The organism is Pyxidicoccus fallax, from assembly GCF_012933655.1.
Lineage (GTDB): Bacteria > Myxococcota > Myxococcia > Myxococcales > Myxococcaceae > Myxococcus > Myxococcus fallax.
The window spans coordinates 1-13959 of sequence record NZ_JABBJJ010000327.1 but is presented as its reverse complement, the minus strand read 5'-3'; the positions used below and the strand labels follow the sequence as shown (position 1 = coordinate 13959).

Genomic DNA, 13959 nt, shown 5'->3' with positions numbered 1-13959 from the left:
GTCCCCCGCTTCCTCATCGCCGCCGGAGAGGACGTCCCCACCCTGCGCCGCGCCCTCCTCTCCGCCGCCGCCGAGAGCGCCCGCGAGTCCGGCTGCTCCTCCGTCCACGTCCTCTACCCCACCGACGACGAGGCCGACTTCCTCGAGGCCCAGGGGCTCGCCCGCCGCATCACCCTCCAGTTCCACTGGAAGAACCCCGGCTACCGCAACTACGACGACTACCTGGCCCGCTTCGACTCCAAGCGCCGCAACCAGCTCAAGCGCGAGCGCGGCGCCGCCGCCACCCAGGGCATCTCCCTGCGCACCGTGCGCGGCGCCGAGCTCACCCCCGCCCACGCCCAGCGCGCCTACGGCTTCTACACCTCCACCTGCGAGCGCCACGCCTGGGGGCAAATCCAGCTCACCCCCGACTTCTTCGCCCGCGTCTTCCGTACGCTGCCGGACAGCGTGGAGATGGTGGAGGCCGTGAAGGGCCCGCGCGTCATCGCCGGTGCCTTCAACCTCGCCACCCCGGAGCGCCTCTACGGCCGCTACTGGGGCGCCTTCGAGGAGCACCCCTTCCTCCACTTCCACGTCTGCCTCTACCACTCCGTGGAGGACTGCATCCGCGCCGGCCGCAAGGTGTTCGAGCCCGGGGCCGGCGGCGAGCACAAGGTGTCCCGCGGCTTCGAGCCCACCGCCGTGCACAGCGCCCACCTCATCTTCAACCCCACCCTCGACGGCGCCATCCGGAGCTTCCTGCGCCGGGAGCACTCGCGGCTCGCCCCCGCGGTGGAGGAGGCCGAGCGCATCTGCGGCCTCAAGCCCTGGCCCCTGGCCGGCAGCCCCACCGCCGGGGGGGCCACCGGCACCTGAAACCGCCCTCCGGGGCCACGGGAGGGCACCGGACTGTCCGCCCGAAGGGCTTCGGCTGCTTTGGGAAGTTGTGAAACAGGGGCGAGCCCGTAGAGTGTCCCCGTTATGAAAGCCCCGGAGACGGACGAAGACTTCATCCAGTGGTACGAAGACTGCTGGGCGGACCGCGACGAGGTCGAGTACCCCAAGATGTTCGGCGCCATCGACGAAGGCGTCTTCACGCTCGACCAGACGGACGCCATCCAGGCGTGGATGGAGAGTGAGCTGGCGCAGGTGCAGGAGCCGGACCCGAACTGGGGGCCCATGGGCGTGCGCGTGGCCCCGCCGAGCCCGGACTACCCGTACTGGACCTATGTCACCAGCGGCCTGTCCAACCCCTTCACGGTGACGCCCGGTGAGGAGTTCCCCGACGACGCGCCCAGCGGCCTCGGCTACGAGATGGTCATCCACACGCCGGAGGAGGCCAAGTGGCCCGTGTTCCGGCTGCTGGACATGATGGCCTACAACCTCGTGTGCATGCGCGCCTTCGCCATGGGCCACCGCTACCCGGTGGAGGGCTCGCTGGACGGCGGCGACTCCAAGCTGGCCGGCTTCCTCTTCGTGAGGGACCCGTCCCGCCCGGACCACTTCGTGCTCCCCAGCGGCAAGGTGCAGCTGCTCACCCTGGTGGGGGCCACGAAGAACGAGATGGCCTTCGCCCGCTCCAACGGCATGGACAAGCTGATGGCGAAGCTCGTCGCGGCCGGCACCGGCTACATCACCCACCCGGACCGCGAGGAAGTGAAGCTGTAGTCACTCCCCTTCCGCCTCGCGCGCCGGTGGCCTCACCGCCCCGGCGCGCGGAGGCGCTCCCTCCACCAGCGCGCGCAGGGTGCCCGGCTCGAAGGGCTTCTCGATGCGCGGCAGCGGCACGGACTGGAGGAAGGCGCGAGCGCGCTCGGTGAAGCCGCCGCCCGTCATGAAGACGAAGCGCGACAGCAGCTCCGGCTGACACCGGGCCAGCGCGTCGTGCACGTCCATGCCCGTCAAATCCCCCATCATCAGGTCGCAGAAGACGAGGTCGAAGGCGTCGTCGCGCGCCAGCAACTCCAGCGCCTCGCGCCCGCTGTGCACGCTCACCACCTCGTGGCGGCGGCCCAGCACGCGGCGCAGCACCGAGGTGAGCTGCGGCTCGTCGTCCACCACCAGCACCCGCTTGCGCGTGGCCGAGTCCTCCACCGCCTCGGGCGAGGCGGGCAGCGCGGCGGCGTCCGTGGTGGGCAGCCGCACGCGGAAGGTGCTGCCCCCGCCGGGCGTGCTCGTCGCCGTCAGCTCGCCGCGCATGCTGCGCACCAGCCCCAGCGCGGTGGACAGTCCCAGCCCGGTGCCCTCGCCCACGGCGCGGGTGGTGAAGAACGGCTCGAAGGCGCGCTCCAGCACCTCCGGCGTCATGCCGTGGCCGGAGTCCGTCACCTCCACCACCACCCACGGCCCCTCCGTCCGCGTGGAGAGGACGACGCGGTGGCGCGCGGCGTCTCCCTCCGGAATGGCGAACGCGGCGTTGACGAGCAGCTGGAGGAACACCTGCCCCAGCTTCGCCTCGTGCGCCATGACGGTGGGCACGCCGCCGTAGTGCCGCTCCACCTGCGCGCGGTAGCGCAGGTGGGGCATGGCCATGGACAGGCCGAACTCCAGCGCCGCGTGCACGTCCACGGGGGTGAGGTGCGGCTCGTCCGCGCGGGCGAACGTCTGCAAGTCCCTCACGGTGACGCGGATGCGCTCGGCGCCCTCGCGGGCCTCGCGCAGGGCCTCCAGCGCCTCGCGCAGCGCCTCGCCGTCACCGGGGTGGGCCGCGAGGTGCTCCAGCTGCTCCAGCGCGAACTGGAGGTTGCCGGTGACATAGGACAGCGGGTTGTTGATTTCGTGACCCACGCCCGCCGCGAGCTGCCCGGCCATGGCCAGCTTCTCCGACTGCACCAGCCGCTCGCGCGCGGCCACCAGCTCCTGGGTGCGCTCGGCCACCAGGGCCTCCGCCTCCAGGCGGCCGGAGTGCTCGCGCTCCAGCAGCACGTCGCGCTCGGCCTCGGCGCGCTTCTTGTCGGTGATGTCGCTGGCGAAGACGGACAGGTTGCCGTTGCTGCACCAGGCGTGCACCTCGTGCCAGCGGGCCTGGGAGGTGCGAATCTCGAACGTGGAGGCCACGCCCTCGGAGGCCACGCGGCGCATCTCGCGCTCCATGAGGGTGCCCTGCAGCTCCGGGCACGCCTCCCACAGCACGCGGCGGAAGAGCTTCTCCTGCGGGCGCCCGCTGATGGCGATGGCCTGGTGGTTGACGTAGGTGACGCGCCACTCCACGTCCAGCGTCATGAAGGCGTCCGGGGTGCCCTCCAGCACGTCGCGCACCCAGTCCAGCGTGTCGCGGACGCCCTCCTCCACGCGCAGCGCGCTGGTGACGTCGCGCAGGCGCACGAGCACCCCGTCGCGCAGCGGCACCGCCGTGCCCTGCAGCCACGCGTCCCCTTCCGCGAAGTTGTCCGCCGTGGGACGCCCCGTCTCCACCACCTGCCGCAGCACGCCCACGCGGCCGCCCAGGCCCTTCTCCGCGGAGACCTCCTTCAGCCGCCGGCCGCGCAGGCCCTCGGGAGTGCGGCCCAGCGTGCGCGCCGCGGCGGGGTTGGCCCACACCCACTCGAAGTCGGTGATGGCGCCATTCGCTTCGCGCACGGCGCGCAGCACCATGCAGCCCTCGGGCTGCTGGCGCTCCACTTCCTCCAGCGTCGTCAGCAGCACGTCCGCGCCGGGAGCCGCGAGCCTCGACTGGGGGGATGTATCCGTCTCCGACATACGCCGCCCACTCCTGACCTGCGCGGCGCACGGAAAGGGGCCGCGTCCGGAATCAGCCGGAGTGCCCCTATGTCGCCACGAACGGACACCTTTCTCAAGCCAGGGGTGCGGCGGGAACCCCGGGCATGACCTGTCAGGTGCGTGGGACACCCGGCCACAACGTGCGTGCGGGGTGTCCCCACTTCCCGGAGAGCGGACTAGGGTGCGGCCACCGACATGACGCCCACCCTCATCACCGCCCTCGCGTTCGAGCCGCTGCACCTGCCCCTCACCGAGCCCTTCGCCATCGCCACCGGCGCGCAGCACGCCGCGGAGAACGTGCTGGTGCGCCTGACGCTGGCGGACGGCACCGTGGGCCTGGGCGAGGCGGCGCCCTTCACCGCCGTCAGCGGCGAGACGCAGCACGGCACCCTCGCCGCGCTGGAGTCGGTACGCGCGGGGCTGATGGGCAAGGACGTGCGCGCGTGGCGTCCGCTCTCGGAGTGGCTGGGAGACTCGCTGGCGCTGGCGCCCTCCGCGCGGGCCGGAGTGGAGATGGCGATGCTGGACGCGCTGGCCCGGCACCACCGCGTGCCGCTGTACGTGCTGCTGGGCGGCGCGGGCACGACGCTCGAAATCGACATGACGGTGACGGCGGGAGACGTGGCGCACGCGCGCGAGTCCGCGAAGGCCATCCTCGCGCGGGGCATCTCCACGCTGAAGGTGAAGGTGGGGGCGCTGACGCCGGACCAGGACGCGGCGCGGATGGTGGCCATCCACGAGGTGGCCCCGCGGGCGCGGCTCTTCGCGGACGCCAACGGCGGCTATGACGTCGCGGAGGCGCTGGCCTTCCTGAAGGAGCTGGAGCGGGCGGACGTGCCGCTCTCCCTCTTCGAGCAGCCGGTGAAGGCCACGGACCTCGCGGGCATGGCGGAGGTGTCGCGGCGCTCGAAGGTGCCGGTGTGCGCGGACGAGTCGGCGCGCTCGGCGAAGGACGTGCTGCGGCTCATCAAGGAGAACGCCGCGCACGGCATCAACATCAAGACGATGAAGTGCGGCGTGGTGGAGGCGCTGACGATGTGGAGCCTCGCGCGGGCGGCGGGCCTGGAGCTGATGGTGGGCGGCATGGTGGAGAGCGTGCTGGCGATGAGCGCCTCCGCGCACCTGGCCGCGGGCCTGGGCGGCTTCACGTACGCGGACCTGGACACGCCGCTGTTCATCGCGAGCCACCCCTTCCAGGGCGGCGCCCGCTACGACGGCGCGCGGCTCGACTTCGACCCGGACGCGCCGGGCCACGGCGTCACGCTGGCCTGAAGCCGAGGCACGGCGTCACGAGGGCCTCATGCCCGGCTTCACGCAGCAGGACACCAGGTGGGTGGAGAGGAAGTCGCGCAGCAGCGCGACCCGCTTCGGCAGGTGCCGGGACGAGTGCACGAGCGAGCGCAGCGCCCGGGCCGAGGTGTACTTCGGCAGGACGGGCTCCAGGGGCACGCCCGGCGTGGCACCCGGCCACATGCAGAACTCGGGCAAGAGCCCGATGCCGTGGCCACCGGCGACCGCGTCGAGGACGAACTCGATGTTGTCGCCACTGAGCGGCCCCTGGACCTTGACCGTCTCGGGACCGCGCGGCCCGACGAGCTCCCACGTCGCCTGCCCGGCGGTGCCGCGGTACAGCACCGCATCATGGCGCGCCAGGTCCGCGACGGTGCGGGGGCGCCCGCGCCGCTCCAGGTAGGAGGCCGCGGCGAACAGCCGGTGCTCGCTCGTGCCCAGCTTGCGGACCATGTGCTCCGAGTCCGCGAGCTGGCCGTGCACGATGGCGATGTCGACCTCGGCGCCAACGAGCTCCGCGCCGCGCGCCGTCGTCATCACGTCGACGTGAATCTTCGGGTAGAGCCGGACGAACTCCCCGAGCGTGACGGCGAGCTTGCCCACCAGCTCGGGAGGCGCGGCGACGTGCACGACGCCGCTCGGCTCGCGCGCGGCCTCGCCCGCCAGCGCCGTGGCCTCGTCCAGGCCGGCGACGGCCTCGCGGGCGCGCTCGTAGTAGGCGCGGCCGGCGTCGGTGAGGGAGATGCGCCGCGTCGTGCGCTCCAACAGCACGAGGCCAAGCTCCTGCTCGAGCTTCGCGACGCTGCGGCTGACGGACGACGTGGGGAGCTGGAGGCGCGTCGCCGCGGCCGTGAAGGAGCCGGCCTCGACGACGCGGATGAAGGTGGCGACGCGGTTCAGGTCCATTGCCCTGGAAGCAATAATACGTTGCCCGAGGACTGACTAGTGCCGCCATGGGCAGGCCGTTAGCTTGGTTTCAGCAACCTTCCCCGGAGCACTTACATGTCTGTCTTCGCCAAGTGGGGCCCACGCGTCGCTCGCGTGGTGCTCGGTCTGCCGTTCTTCGTCATCGGCCTCAGTCACTTCATCCCGTTCCTGCCGCCGCAGCCGCCGCCTCCCCCGGAGGCCCTGCCCTTCGTCACGGGGCTCGGGGCCAGCGGCTACATCATGCCCATGGTCAAGGGCATCGAGGTCGTCGCCGGGCTCGCGCTGCTGACCAACCGGTTCGTGCCGCTCGCGCTGACGCTGCTGGCCCCCATCATCATCAACATCGCGGGGTTCCACTTCGCGCTGGCGCCGTCGTACCCGCTGCCCATCACGTTCATCGTGCTCAGCCTGTACCTCGCGTGGAGCTACCGCGCGGCGTTCGCGCCCATGCTGCGCGCTCGCGTGGAGCCGACGGCTTCGGCCAGTGAGACGTCCGTGCCGCGGCAGGCGGTGCCGGCGCGCTGAGTCGCGGTGGGTTCCCGCTGTCGCTCCGCATCCGCGTGATGCACCACCGTGCCCGCGCGGACTCCCCCTTCGGCGGCAGGCCGTGAAATCACCTACGCTTCCCGGGTGCGCATCCACCGACGTCCCGGGCACGAGGCCCGCGCCCATGAGTGAGCCAACGCGCTTCGGCGGTCACGGAATGCGCGGGCGCACGTTGTTCGTCATGTCCTGGGTGGCGCTGTCGCTGCCCAACGTGCTGGCCCTGATGGACGCGGGACCGGTCCCCACCGCGATGGGAGCGGCGCTGGCGCTCGCGGCGGGCGTGGGCCTGGGGAGGGTGGCGTCCCAGGGAGACGAGGGCATCGGGTGCCTCTTCGCCCTGCTCGCCGGGGGCGGCGTGTGGCTGGGGTGGACGCTGGGCGAAGCCTGGGCCGGAGCCCCGGTGGGTCGACACCTGGGAGCGCTCGGAGTCGGCGCGCTGCTTCCCGTGCTGCTCGTGGGCGTGCGCGCGTTCCTCCGTCGCCGCGAGGAGCGCACCGAAGCGGAATAGGCGCTCCCGCACGGCCACGGCCACACGGAGCCTCGCGGGCCCGCGGAGCGTCCCGACCGTTCGCCCGGCGACACGTCCCCGCGCGACGCACCTCGCCATCCAAGCTCCGCGCTGCACCATTCCGCTACTGCTGTGTCAATAGAAGGGCGGGGCCTTGATGCTCCCTCCGGGATGGCCCCAGGCTTCCTGCTCGTGCCCGTTTCTCCCGACGACACTCCAGCCTCCCTCCTCCATCCCGAGCGACGCGAGCCCGCGCGCCGGCGCCGGCTGGCCGTGCTGGCCGCCTGCGCCGCGCCCCAGCCGTTGTCCCTGAGCGTGCTGGCCGACGCGCTCGGTGACGCGCTCCTCGACGGTGCCCACCTCGCCTGCGACGCGGGCCTGTGCCGGAAGCTGCCCGGCGGCACGCTCGCGCCCGCGGGGTCCGCCACGCTCGACATGGCGGTGAACCTGCTGGAGGTGCCCGAGGTGCGGGCCACCTGCGCACGACTGGCCCCCCTGGCCTCCGCGCCGGACGAGGCCCTGCTGCTGATGCTGGCGGCGGACCCGCTCGGCGAGGGACGCCGCCGCCTGGAGTCCGCGACGGGGCGCGCGGCGTCCATGGTGGAGGGCCTGCGCCACGCGCTGGACGCCCCTTCCGCGCGCACACGGCCCACCCCCTGGGACTTCGAGCCCTGGGGCGCGCAGGCCCGCTGGGCGAGCGCGCTGCTGGCGACGACCGCGCACGTGCTCGTGCGCATGGGCCACCCGGAGTCCGGCCACGCGCTGGTGGCCTGGGCGCTCGGCCCGAAGGGACTCACGGGGCGCGTGGCGGGAGCGCACGGCTTCCTCGCGCCCACGCACTTCCAGTTCCTGCTGGACGCGGGCCGGCGCGAGGAGGGCGTCGCCTTCGCGCGAGAGGCCCGCGAGGCCCTGGACGACGCCACCCCCGAGAGCACCTATTCGCGGCTGATGCTGACGGTGCTGGAGGGGCGCGTGGCCATGGACGCTGGCGACGAGAAGCTCGCGCGCCGGCTCTTCACCTCGGTGGAGACACAGGCGCGCGCCGCCGGGCTGGGCGACATGGTGGGGCTGGCCAAGGTGGCCTTCGCCACGCTCGCGCGCCGCGCGGAGCAGAACACCGCCGCCATCCAGCTCGGGCTCGCCGCCCTGGAGTTGCTGTGCGGCGAGGTGCCCTTCGAGTCCGTGGCGCTGCTGGGCCTCGGGCACGCCTACTCGCGCGAGGGCCGCCACCTGGAGGCCCAGGCCGCCCTCACCCGCGCGCTGCCGGGCCTGGACATCCCCTTCCAGCAGCTCCGCGCGTACCCGCAGGCCATCGCCACCGACTGCTTCCTCGGGGACACGGCGGAGGCGGAGCGCAAGCTGGCCGCCCTCGTCGCGCTCGCGGCCGACACGCCCGAGGGCCGCCTGTCCATCGGCCTGGGCCGTGCCCACCTCCAGTGCGCGCGCGGAGAGTGGGAGGCCGCGCTGGCGACGCTGGACGGCCTCGGCCCGCTCGACGCGGCGCCCATCGGTTGGCTGCGCGTGGAGGCACTGCTCGCCCTGGGGCGCGCGAGAGAGGCTGCGCGGGTGCTGGACGCACTGGCCCAGGGCCTCTACCTGCGCGAGGGCGCCACCCAGCCCGCGCGCCTGCACCTCCTGGACGCGCGAGTGGCCCTCGCCAACGGAGACGCCTCGCGGGCACGCCGGGCGCTGCGCCGCGCGAGTGCCCGCCCCGACCGCCTGCGCGCGCAGGACCTCGCCCTGCGGGCCCAGGTGCTCACCCTCCAGCTCGCGGAAGACGGAGGCACGGACGCGCAGCGCCTGAGCGCCCGTCAAGCCGCGCTCGCCGAGTGGCGCCGCCTCACCGAGCCGCTGTCCCCCGAGGCCCGCGCCCGCTTCCGCCGCGTGTATGACCGGCCCCAGCTCCTCGCGCTGCTGGGCGAGGCGCCGGCGGAGGAGGTCTCCGCGCCCGCCTACCTGCGAGGGGGCTCGGCGGCCTTCCGCGCGGCCATGGCGCAGCTGCGCCGGGTGGCCTCCTCGGACACCAGCGTGCTGCTGTTCGGTGAGACGGGCGTGGGCAAGGAGCTGGCCGCGCGCGCCATCCATGATGTGTCCCGCCGCGCCGCCGGCCCCTTCGTGGCCGTCAACTGCGCCGCCATCAACGACGAGCTGCTCCTGTCCGACCTCTTCGGCCACGAGCGTGGCTCCTTCACCGGCGCCGTGGCCCGTCAGCGGGGACGCTTCGAGCAGGCCCACGGAGGCACCCTCTTCCTGGACGAGGTCGCGGACATCAGCCCGCGCGGACAGGCGGCCCTGCTTCGCGCGTTGCAGGAGCGCGCCTTCCAGCGGGTGGGCGGCACCGAGGAGGTGCGCGTGGACGTGCGCGTCGTCGCCGCGTCCAACCGCAACCTGGCCAAGGCCGTGCGCGCGGGGGAGTTCCGGCAGGACCTCTTCTTCCGCCTCAACGGCATCCACGTGGAGCTGCCTCCCCTGCGCGAGCGCGGCGAGGACGTGCTGCTCCTGGCCACGCACTTCCTCCAGGAGGCCGCCCAGGAGCGCGGTGGCCCGCCGAAGTCCTTCTCCCCCGAGGCCGAGCGCCTGCTGCGCGCCCACCCGTGGCCCGGCAACGTGCGCGAGCTGCACAACACCGTGCGCGCGGCGGACGTGCTGTCGGACACGCGCGCCATCGGCGCGGCGGTGCTCGCGCCGCTGCTGCAGCGGGCCCTGGAGTGCGCGGAGCCCCGGCCCGCCCTGGCGGGCATGACGGACGTGTCCGCCCTCTTCCGCCAGCACGGCGGCTCGCTGCGCGACTTCCTGGCGGAGGTGCAGCGCCAGTGCATCGCGCAGAGCCTGGTGGAGAACGGCGGCAACGTCGTGGCCACCGCCGCCGCGCTGCGCATCTCCCGCTCGCGCCTCACCCAGGTGGTGCTGGGCAACGCGGAGCTGCGCCGCATGTCCGGCAGGGAGCAGGACGCGCCTCCCGCCCCGGCCCGGCGGGCCCGCGCGCGCCGCGCATGAGCCACTCCCAGGCCGGAGCACCCACGGCTACTTCACGCCACCGCGCAGGGCGGACGTGTCGGTGACGGGCTTCTCCACGAAGTCACCGAGCACGCCGGGCACCTCGCCGTCCTCCAGGCGCTGGAACCCCGCGCTCATGGGCTGGAGCCCCACGGCCTGCGACAGCCAGCGCGAGGCGAACTCCGGGTCGTCCAGGTAGGACTCGCGCACGACGAGCGCGGTGGTGACCTCGGCGAGGATGTGGTCATCGACGCGCAGGAACTCCGCGACGGCGCGCTCCGCCTTGCGCTCGCCGAGCACCACGTCCGCCGTCTTCTCGTCGAGCACGTGGATGAAGGTGCGGAAGCGGCCGGGCTTCGTCGTGGGGCCCGGGCCCACGATGGACTCCTTGGGCTCGATTCGCGCCAGCGGGAGCGCGGGCCCCGGGCAGCCGGCTTCCACCGTCGGCGTCTTCGCGCCGAAGCGCGCCGCGGCCCAGTCGGGGTGGGCGTCGAGGGCCTTCAGGCTCGCGTCGAGCCGCTCGGTGACACGGCCGCCGCCGCGCAGGCCGGGAGCCTCGCGGACGCACAGCCGCAGCGCATCGCGGTTCGTGGTCAGCAGCGCGCTCTTGTCGTCGAAGTGGACGTCGCCTTCCGGGATGTTGGCGGGTGCCTCGCCGCCGCAGTGGACCGCCGCGAAGACGATGCCGGACATCGCGGCCACGTGGAGCAGCTCACGCAGGGGGAAACGCTTCATGGGGAAATTCCTCATGGCAGAAGGGGTGGGCACGGCTCAGTTGGCGCGGTTGGCGATGGAGCGGACGGACACGAAGTCGGACGTGGTGGGGTGCCACACGGTGGCGGTGCAGCCCAGGTGGGCATACAGGTCATTGGTCATGACGCTGTACATGCACTCGGCGCCGGAGACCGGATCGCGCAGGCCCAGCACGTGCCCCGTCTCGTGGTTGATGAACTTGCGGGCGCGGTGCGTGGTCGCGAGCGCGGCCAACTGCTCCCGCTTCAGGTGCACGTTCATGTACTTGTAGTGCTGGTGCGCGCGGGTGGCGTCGGTGATGGGGCTCACGGACGTGACGCAGGCGTAGATGTCGCCGCCGCACACGGAGGCCCAGGTCTCCCGGATGCGGTACTCGATCTCGATGTTGTTCCGGTCGGCCGTCGAGTACTCGTTGCAGGCCTTCGGTGCGCGCCACAGGTCCACCCGCCAGTCCGCGGAGCCGTCCCAAACGATGTCGAAGGACAGCTGCGTCAGCGTCTGCTGGATGAAGGGGCCAATCGTGGAGACGGGCATGGCCGAGGTCTCGGACATGACGCAGTACTCCTCGTCGTACGTGCCCGGGCCACTGCCGCCTCCCGCGGGCCCGTTGTTGTCGTGGATGGTGGCGATGTGCTTCTGGTCCCAGCCGTTGTGCGAGTACGACGCGTGGGCCGTGGGCACGAAGCGGACGCCGGCGAACGCGGCGGTGGCCATCCAGCCGGCCAGCAGCCAGCGCGAGAAGCGCGGGCGGGGTGCGCGGGAGGTTCCAACCATGTGAGCTCTCCTGAGGGGGTTGCGCTGCGGGAATGAGACGGGGAGAGGCATTGCAGCGCGTGTGCCGCGAACGCGTCTCGTCGCGCCTCCTTCAGAGCGGGCGTGATGGACGCGAAGCACGCGCGTCGCCGGAACCGGTCACCTGACGCATGGAATGACCGGAAAGTGGTCAGCGCTCGCGGGCCGTCCCTCGGCAGGAGAAGGGGCATGGGCCGTGCAGCGGGGCGCGGCGCGGTCTTCCCCCTCAGGAGGTCTTCATGTCCGCGTCACCCCACCGTTTCCACCGTTTGCTGCTCGCGTCCTCCGCGCTGCTGTTCACCCTCGCCTGTGGTGAGGGAATGCCACCCGAGGAGGTGGCGGTGGAGCCGGAGGCCGACGAGGTCGGCACCACCGAGTCCCCCCTGCTGTTCGGCATCCTCGCCGGGTCGCGCGTGCGGGCGGTGGAGAACGTCTATCTGCGCACGGGCCCCTCGACATCGAACACGGCCATCCGGCTCGTCTCCATCGGCGAGCAGGCCACGGTGGTGAGCGAGTCGCCGAGCGGCGGCTTCTACCGGCTCAACGTGAATGGCACCGTGGGCTGGTCCCACGGCGACTACTGGGACCAGGTGCCCACGTTGAGGGTGAACGGGTACCTGCTGAGCAAGGACCAGGAGAAGTGGCTGCGCTGGGTGGCGGCGAAGGTGGTGCCGCGGCTCGAGGGCACGCGGGACCAGCGCCTGGACGTGGCGGCGCGCGTCTCCTGGTGGGCGATGAAGGAGGGCATCTGGGATTTGGGCCGCAACCGTCCCGACCCCATGTCCAGCCCGCTGACATTCTCCCTGTGCAACACGTCCACGGGTGACCGGGCCATCTGGCCGCTGGACGTCTGCTACAACAACGGCGGCCCCTGGCAGGTGGGACTGGCCGGGGTGCAGGTGCACTACGTCACCTTGGCGGACGTGGAGGCCGTCGCGCGGCGGCTCTATGCGCGCGAGGGGTGGACGGTGGCCCAGATTCTGGACCACACCGCGCGCACCGCGGGCTTCCCGGCGGGCAGCGTCGAGCACGGCACCATCGTCAACACGACGAACACGGCGCTGCGCAAGTCGTGGCTGCTGCGCAACCACGGCGTCGGCTTCACCTTCGAGCACGCCGCTGTCTACGACCAGTGCATCGTTCAGGGGCTGGGCTGGTGCTACGGCAGCTCCCAGACGTGGGACCCGGCGTACAAGTTCGCCTCGAATGGGTCGGCGATGAACACGTCCATCGCGCACATCCGGCAGCACCTGAGCAGCCTCGCGCCGTGAGGTCCGAGGGGAATGCGCGCAGCCGGGACGTTCCGGTTCGCGGTAGGCTGCGCGCATGACCCTGGCAGTCTGCGTCCGGTGTGGCGAGTCGAAGGTCGGTGCCTTCACCCCCTGCGCCCGCTGTGGGCTCGACCCCGCGGCCCATGGCACCGACCGTGATTTGCAGGCCAAGAGCCTGCTGCTCACGGAGCGGTTCCACCCGGGAGGCGAGCTGGAGGCCATCGGCCGGAAGATTCGCGCCGGTGAGCCGGTGTCCTACGACGCCGCCCAGCTCGCCCAGCTCGTGGAGGAGCTGAAGACGCAGAAGCTGCCCATCGTGTCGAAGGCATCGCCCGGTTGCTCCATCATCGGCTGGGCGCTGATGGGCGGAGCGGTGGCGCTCGTCGTCGGCCTGCTGTGGCTGTGGCGCTTCCGGGGCGGCTGATTCAGGACACCGCAAGGCACTGCACGGAGCAGGACGCCGCCTGGCGAAGCTCGGCCCGGAGCGGCGCACGGGGCAGGGGAAGCAAGCACGCGCCCGCGCCAGAGCGCGTGTCCCGCACCGGAAGGAGCCGTCACCTCGACGCACTCCCGTCGCTCCGAGCGCTGCTGTCCCGGAATCGCGGGCAGTGGAAGCGTCCCCAGGCACCTGACCGAAAGCGGAGTCCCCATGCTCCAGGCAGCCCGCACCCGAGGCTTCCGTTCCGAACGCATCCAGCGTCGCGGCACCTGGATGCGACATGCCCACGTCCCCGGGCTCCGAGCCTCCCGTCGCAGCCCGCTCCAGGGGAGGAGTACCCGCGCCTCCCGCTTCGGCGTCTTCCGTGACAGGGCCCTCAAGGGAAGGACTCCCCGCGCCCTCCGCCTCAGTGCCTCTGGTGCCAGCCCCCTCTAGGGGAAGAGTACCCGCGCCTTCCGCCTCGGTGCCTCCGGTGCCTGCGCCCTCCGGCGGGGCCGTTCGCCCGCCTCCGGCACCGGAGTCCTCCTCCACCGCCAGCGCCTTCCAGAGCACCCGCCCCATGGGACGGACGTTCTCCAGCGCGACCCGCTCGTCCCCCCGCGCCACCGCCCGCACCAGCTCCGCCAGTGCTCCCCAGATGAGCCCCTCGCCCACCTGCACGCTTCCTGGTGCCAGCGCTCCCTCGCGCTCACCATTTGCCAGCACTTCCCGCACCAGCTCCCGTGCCTGAGTGCCGA

General features: G+C 72.6%; 12 protein-coding genes. 8 read left to right on the top strand and 4 right to left on the bottom strand.

Translation table 11 applies throughout. The features are described from left to right. Both HG543_RS42615 and HG543_RS42610 read left to right on the top strand, forming a co-directional pair. Positions 1–855 (top strand): GNAT family N-acetyltransferase (locus tag HG543_RS42615; protein WP_169350680.1); only part of this gene is annotated, 855 nt, incomplete at its 5' end. A gap of 105 nt (positions 856–960) precedes the next feature. Beyond that, on the top strand, positions 961–1647 hold the full coding sequence (locus HG543_RS42610) for a suppressor of fused domain protein (protein WP_169350679.1): 687 nt from the start codon (positions 961–963) through the stop codon (positions 1645–1647). Here the strand turns inward: HG543_RS42610 and HG543_RS42605 are convergent, their stop codons facing one another. Continuing rightward, the gene (locus tag HG543_RS42605; protein WP_169350678.1) at positions 1648–3678 is read right to left on the bottom strand and encodes an ATP-binding protein; all 2031 of its coding nucleotides are present in this window, start codon (positions 3676–3678) and stop codon (positions 1648–1650) included. 216 nt (positions 3679–3894) lie between these two features. On the opposite strand from HG543_RS42605, the gene HG543_RS42600 reads away from it, so the two are divergent. Further along, the gene (locus tag HG543_RS42600) at positions 3895–4971 is read left to right on the top strand and encodes a dipeptide epimerase (protein WP_169350677.1); all 1077 of its coding nucleotides are present in this window, start codon (positions 3895–3897) and stop codon (positions 4969–4971) included. Positions 4972–4986: 15 nt separating this feature from the next. Here the strand turns inward: HG543_RS42600 and HG543_RS42595 are convergent, their stop codons facing one another. After that, positions 4987–5895, bottom strand: a complete 909-nt coding sequence (locus HG543_RS42595) for a LysR family transcriptional regulator (protein ID WP_169350676.1) — start codon at positions 5893–5895, stop codon at positions 4987–4989. A 96-nt stretch (positions 5896–5991) separates the two neighbouring features. On the opposite strand from HG543_RS42595, the gene HG543_RS42590 reads away from it, so the two are divergent. From HG543_RS42590 to HG543_RS42580, 3 genes are all read left to right on the top strand, one after another. Next, positions 5992–6441 (top strand): DoxX family protein, encoded by a 450-nt coding sequence (locus HG543_RS42590; protein WP_169350675.1) that lies wholly within the window; start codon positions 5992–5994, stop codon positions 6439–6441. 145 nt (positions 6442–6586) lie between these two features. Beyond that, positions 6587–6970, top strand: a complete 384-nt coding sequence (locus HG543_RS42585) for a hypothetical protein (RefSeq protein ID WP_169350674.1) — start codon at positions 6587–6589, stop codon at positions 6968–6970. A gap of 171 nt (positions 6971–7141) precedes the next feature. Continuing rightward, positions 7142–9967 (top strand): sigma-54-dependent transcriptional regulator, encoded by a 2826-nt coding sequence (locus HG543_RS42580; protein ID WP_169350673.1) that lies wholly within the window; start codon positions 7142–7144, stop codon positions 9965–9967. Positions 9968–9994: 27 nt separating this feature from the next. On the opposite strand, the gene HG543_RS42575 is transcribed toward HG543_RS42580, so the two are convergent. Then, a complete protein-coding gene (locus HG543_RS42575) occupies positions 9995–10702 on the bottom strand; it encodes a hypothetical protein (protein WP_169350672.1) in 708 nt (235 codons plus the stop codon). 36 nt (positions 10703–10738) lie between these two features. Beyond that, positions 10739–11494 carry a hypothetical protein gene (locus tag HG543_RS42570; protein ID WP_171818287.1) on the bottom strand — a complete coding sequence of 252 codons (756 nt, stop codon included), beginning with the start codon at positions 11492–11494 and terminating at the stop codon, positions 10739–10741. Positions 11495–11751: 257 nt separating this feature from the next. On the opposite strand from HG543_RS42570, the gene HG543_RS42565 reads away from it, so the two are divergent. Together HG543_RS42565 and HG543_RS42560 are read left to right on the top strand one after the other, a co-directional pair. After that, positions 11752–12783: an SH3 domain-containing protein gene (locus HG543_RS42565; RefSeq protein WP_169350671.1), complete on the top strand. Its 1032-nt coding sequence runs from the start codon at positions 11752–11754 to the stop codon at positions 12781–12783. A gap of 55 nt (positions 12784–12838) precedes the next feature. Further along, positions 12839–13207, top strand: coding sequence for a hypothetical protein (locus tag HG543_RS42560; RefSeq protein WP_169350670.1), 369 nt, complete (start codon positions 12839–12841; stop codon positions 13205–13207). Positions 13208–13959: the final 752 nt, after the last annotated feature.

Bases quoted from the DNA above. Each gene is read 5' to 3' on its own strand.
- HG543_RS42585 (WP_169350674.1), top strand. From the start codon at position 6,587: ATGAGTGAGCCAACGCGCTTCGGCGGTCACGGAATGCGCGGGCGCACG.
- HG543_RS42590 (WP_169350675.1), top strand. From the start codon at position 5,992: ATGTCTGTCTTCGCCAAGTGGGGCCCACGCGTCGCTCGCGTGGTGCTC.
- HG543_RS42580 (WP_169350673.1), top strand. From the start codon at position 7,142: ATGGCCCCAGGCTTCCTGCTCGTGCCCGTTTCTCCCGACGACACTCCA.
- HG543_RS42610 (WP_169350679.1), top strand. From the start codon at position 961: ATGAAAGCCCCGGAGACGGACGAAGACTTCATCCAGTGGTACGAAGAC.
- HG543_RS42595 (WP_169350676.1), bottom strand. From the start codon at position 5,895: ATGGACCTGAACCGCGTCGCCACCTTCATCCGCGTCGTCGAGGCCGGC.
- HG543_RS42575 (WP_169350672.1), bottom strand. From the start codon at position 10,702: ATGAAGCGTTTCCCCCTGCGTGAGCTGCTCCACGTGGCCGCGATGTCC.
- HG543_RS42605 (WP_169350678.1), bottom strand. From the start codon at position 3,678: ATGTCGGAGACGGATACATCCCCCCAGTCGAGGCTCGCGGCTCCCGGC.
- HG543_RS42565 (WP_169350671.1), top strand. From the start codon at position 11,752: ATGTCCGCGTCACCCCACCGTTTCCACCGTTTGCTGCTCGCGTCCTCC.
- HG543_RS42600 (WP_169350677.1), top strand. From the start codon at position 3,895: ATGACGCCCACCCTCATCACCGCCCTCGCGTTCGAGCCGCTGCACCTG.
- HG543_RS42560 (WP_169350670.1), top strand. From the start codon at position 12,839: ATGACCCTGGCAGTCTGCGTCCGGTGTGGCGAGTCGAAGGTCGGTGCC.
- HG543_RS42570 (WP_171818287.1), bottom strand. From the start codon at position 11,494: ATGGTTGGAACCTCCCGCGCACCCCGCCCGCGCTTCTCGCGCTGGCTG.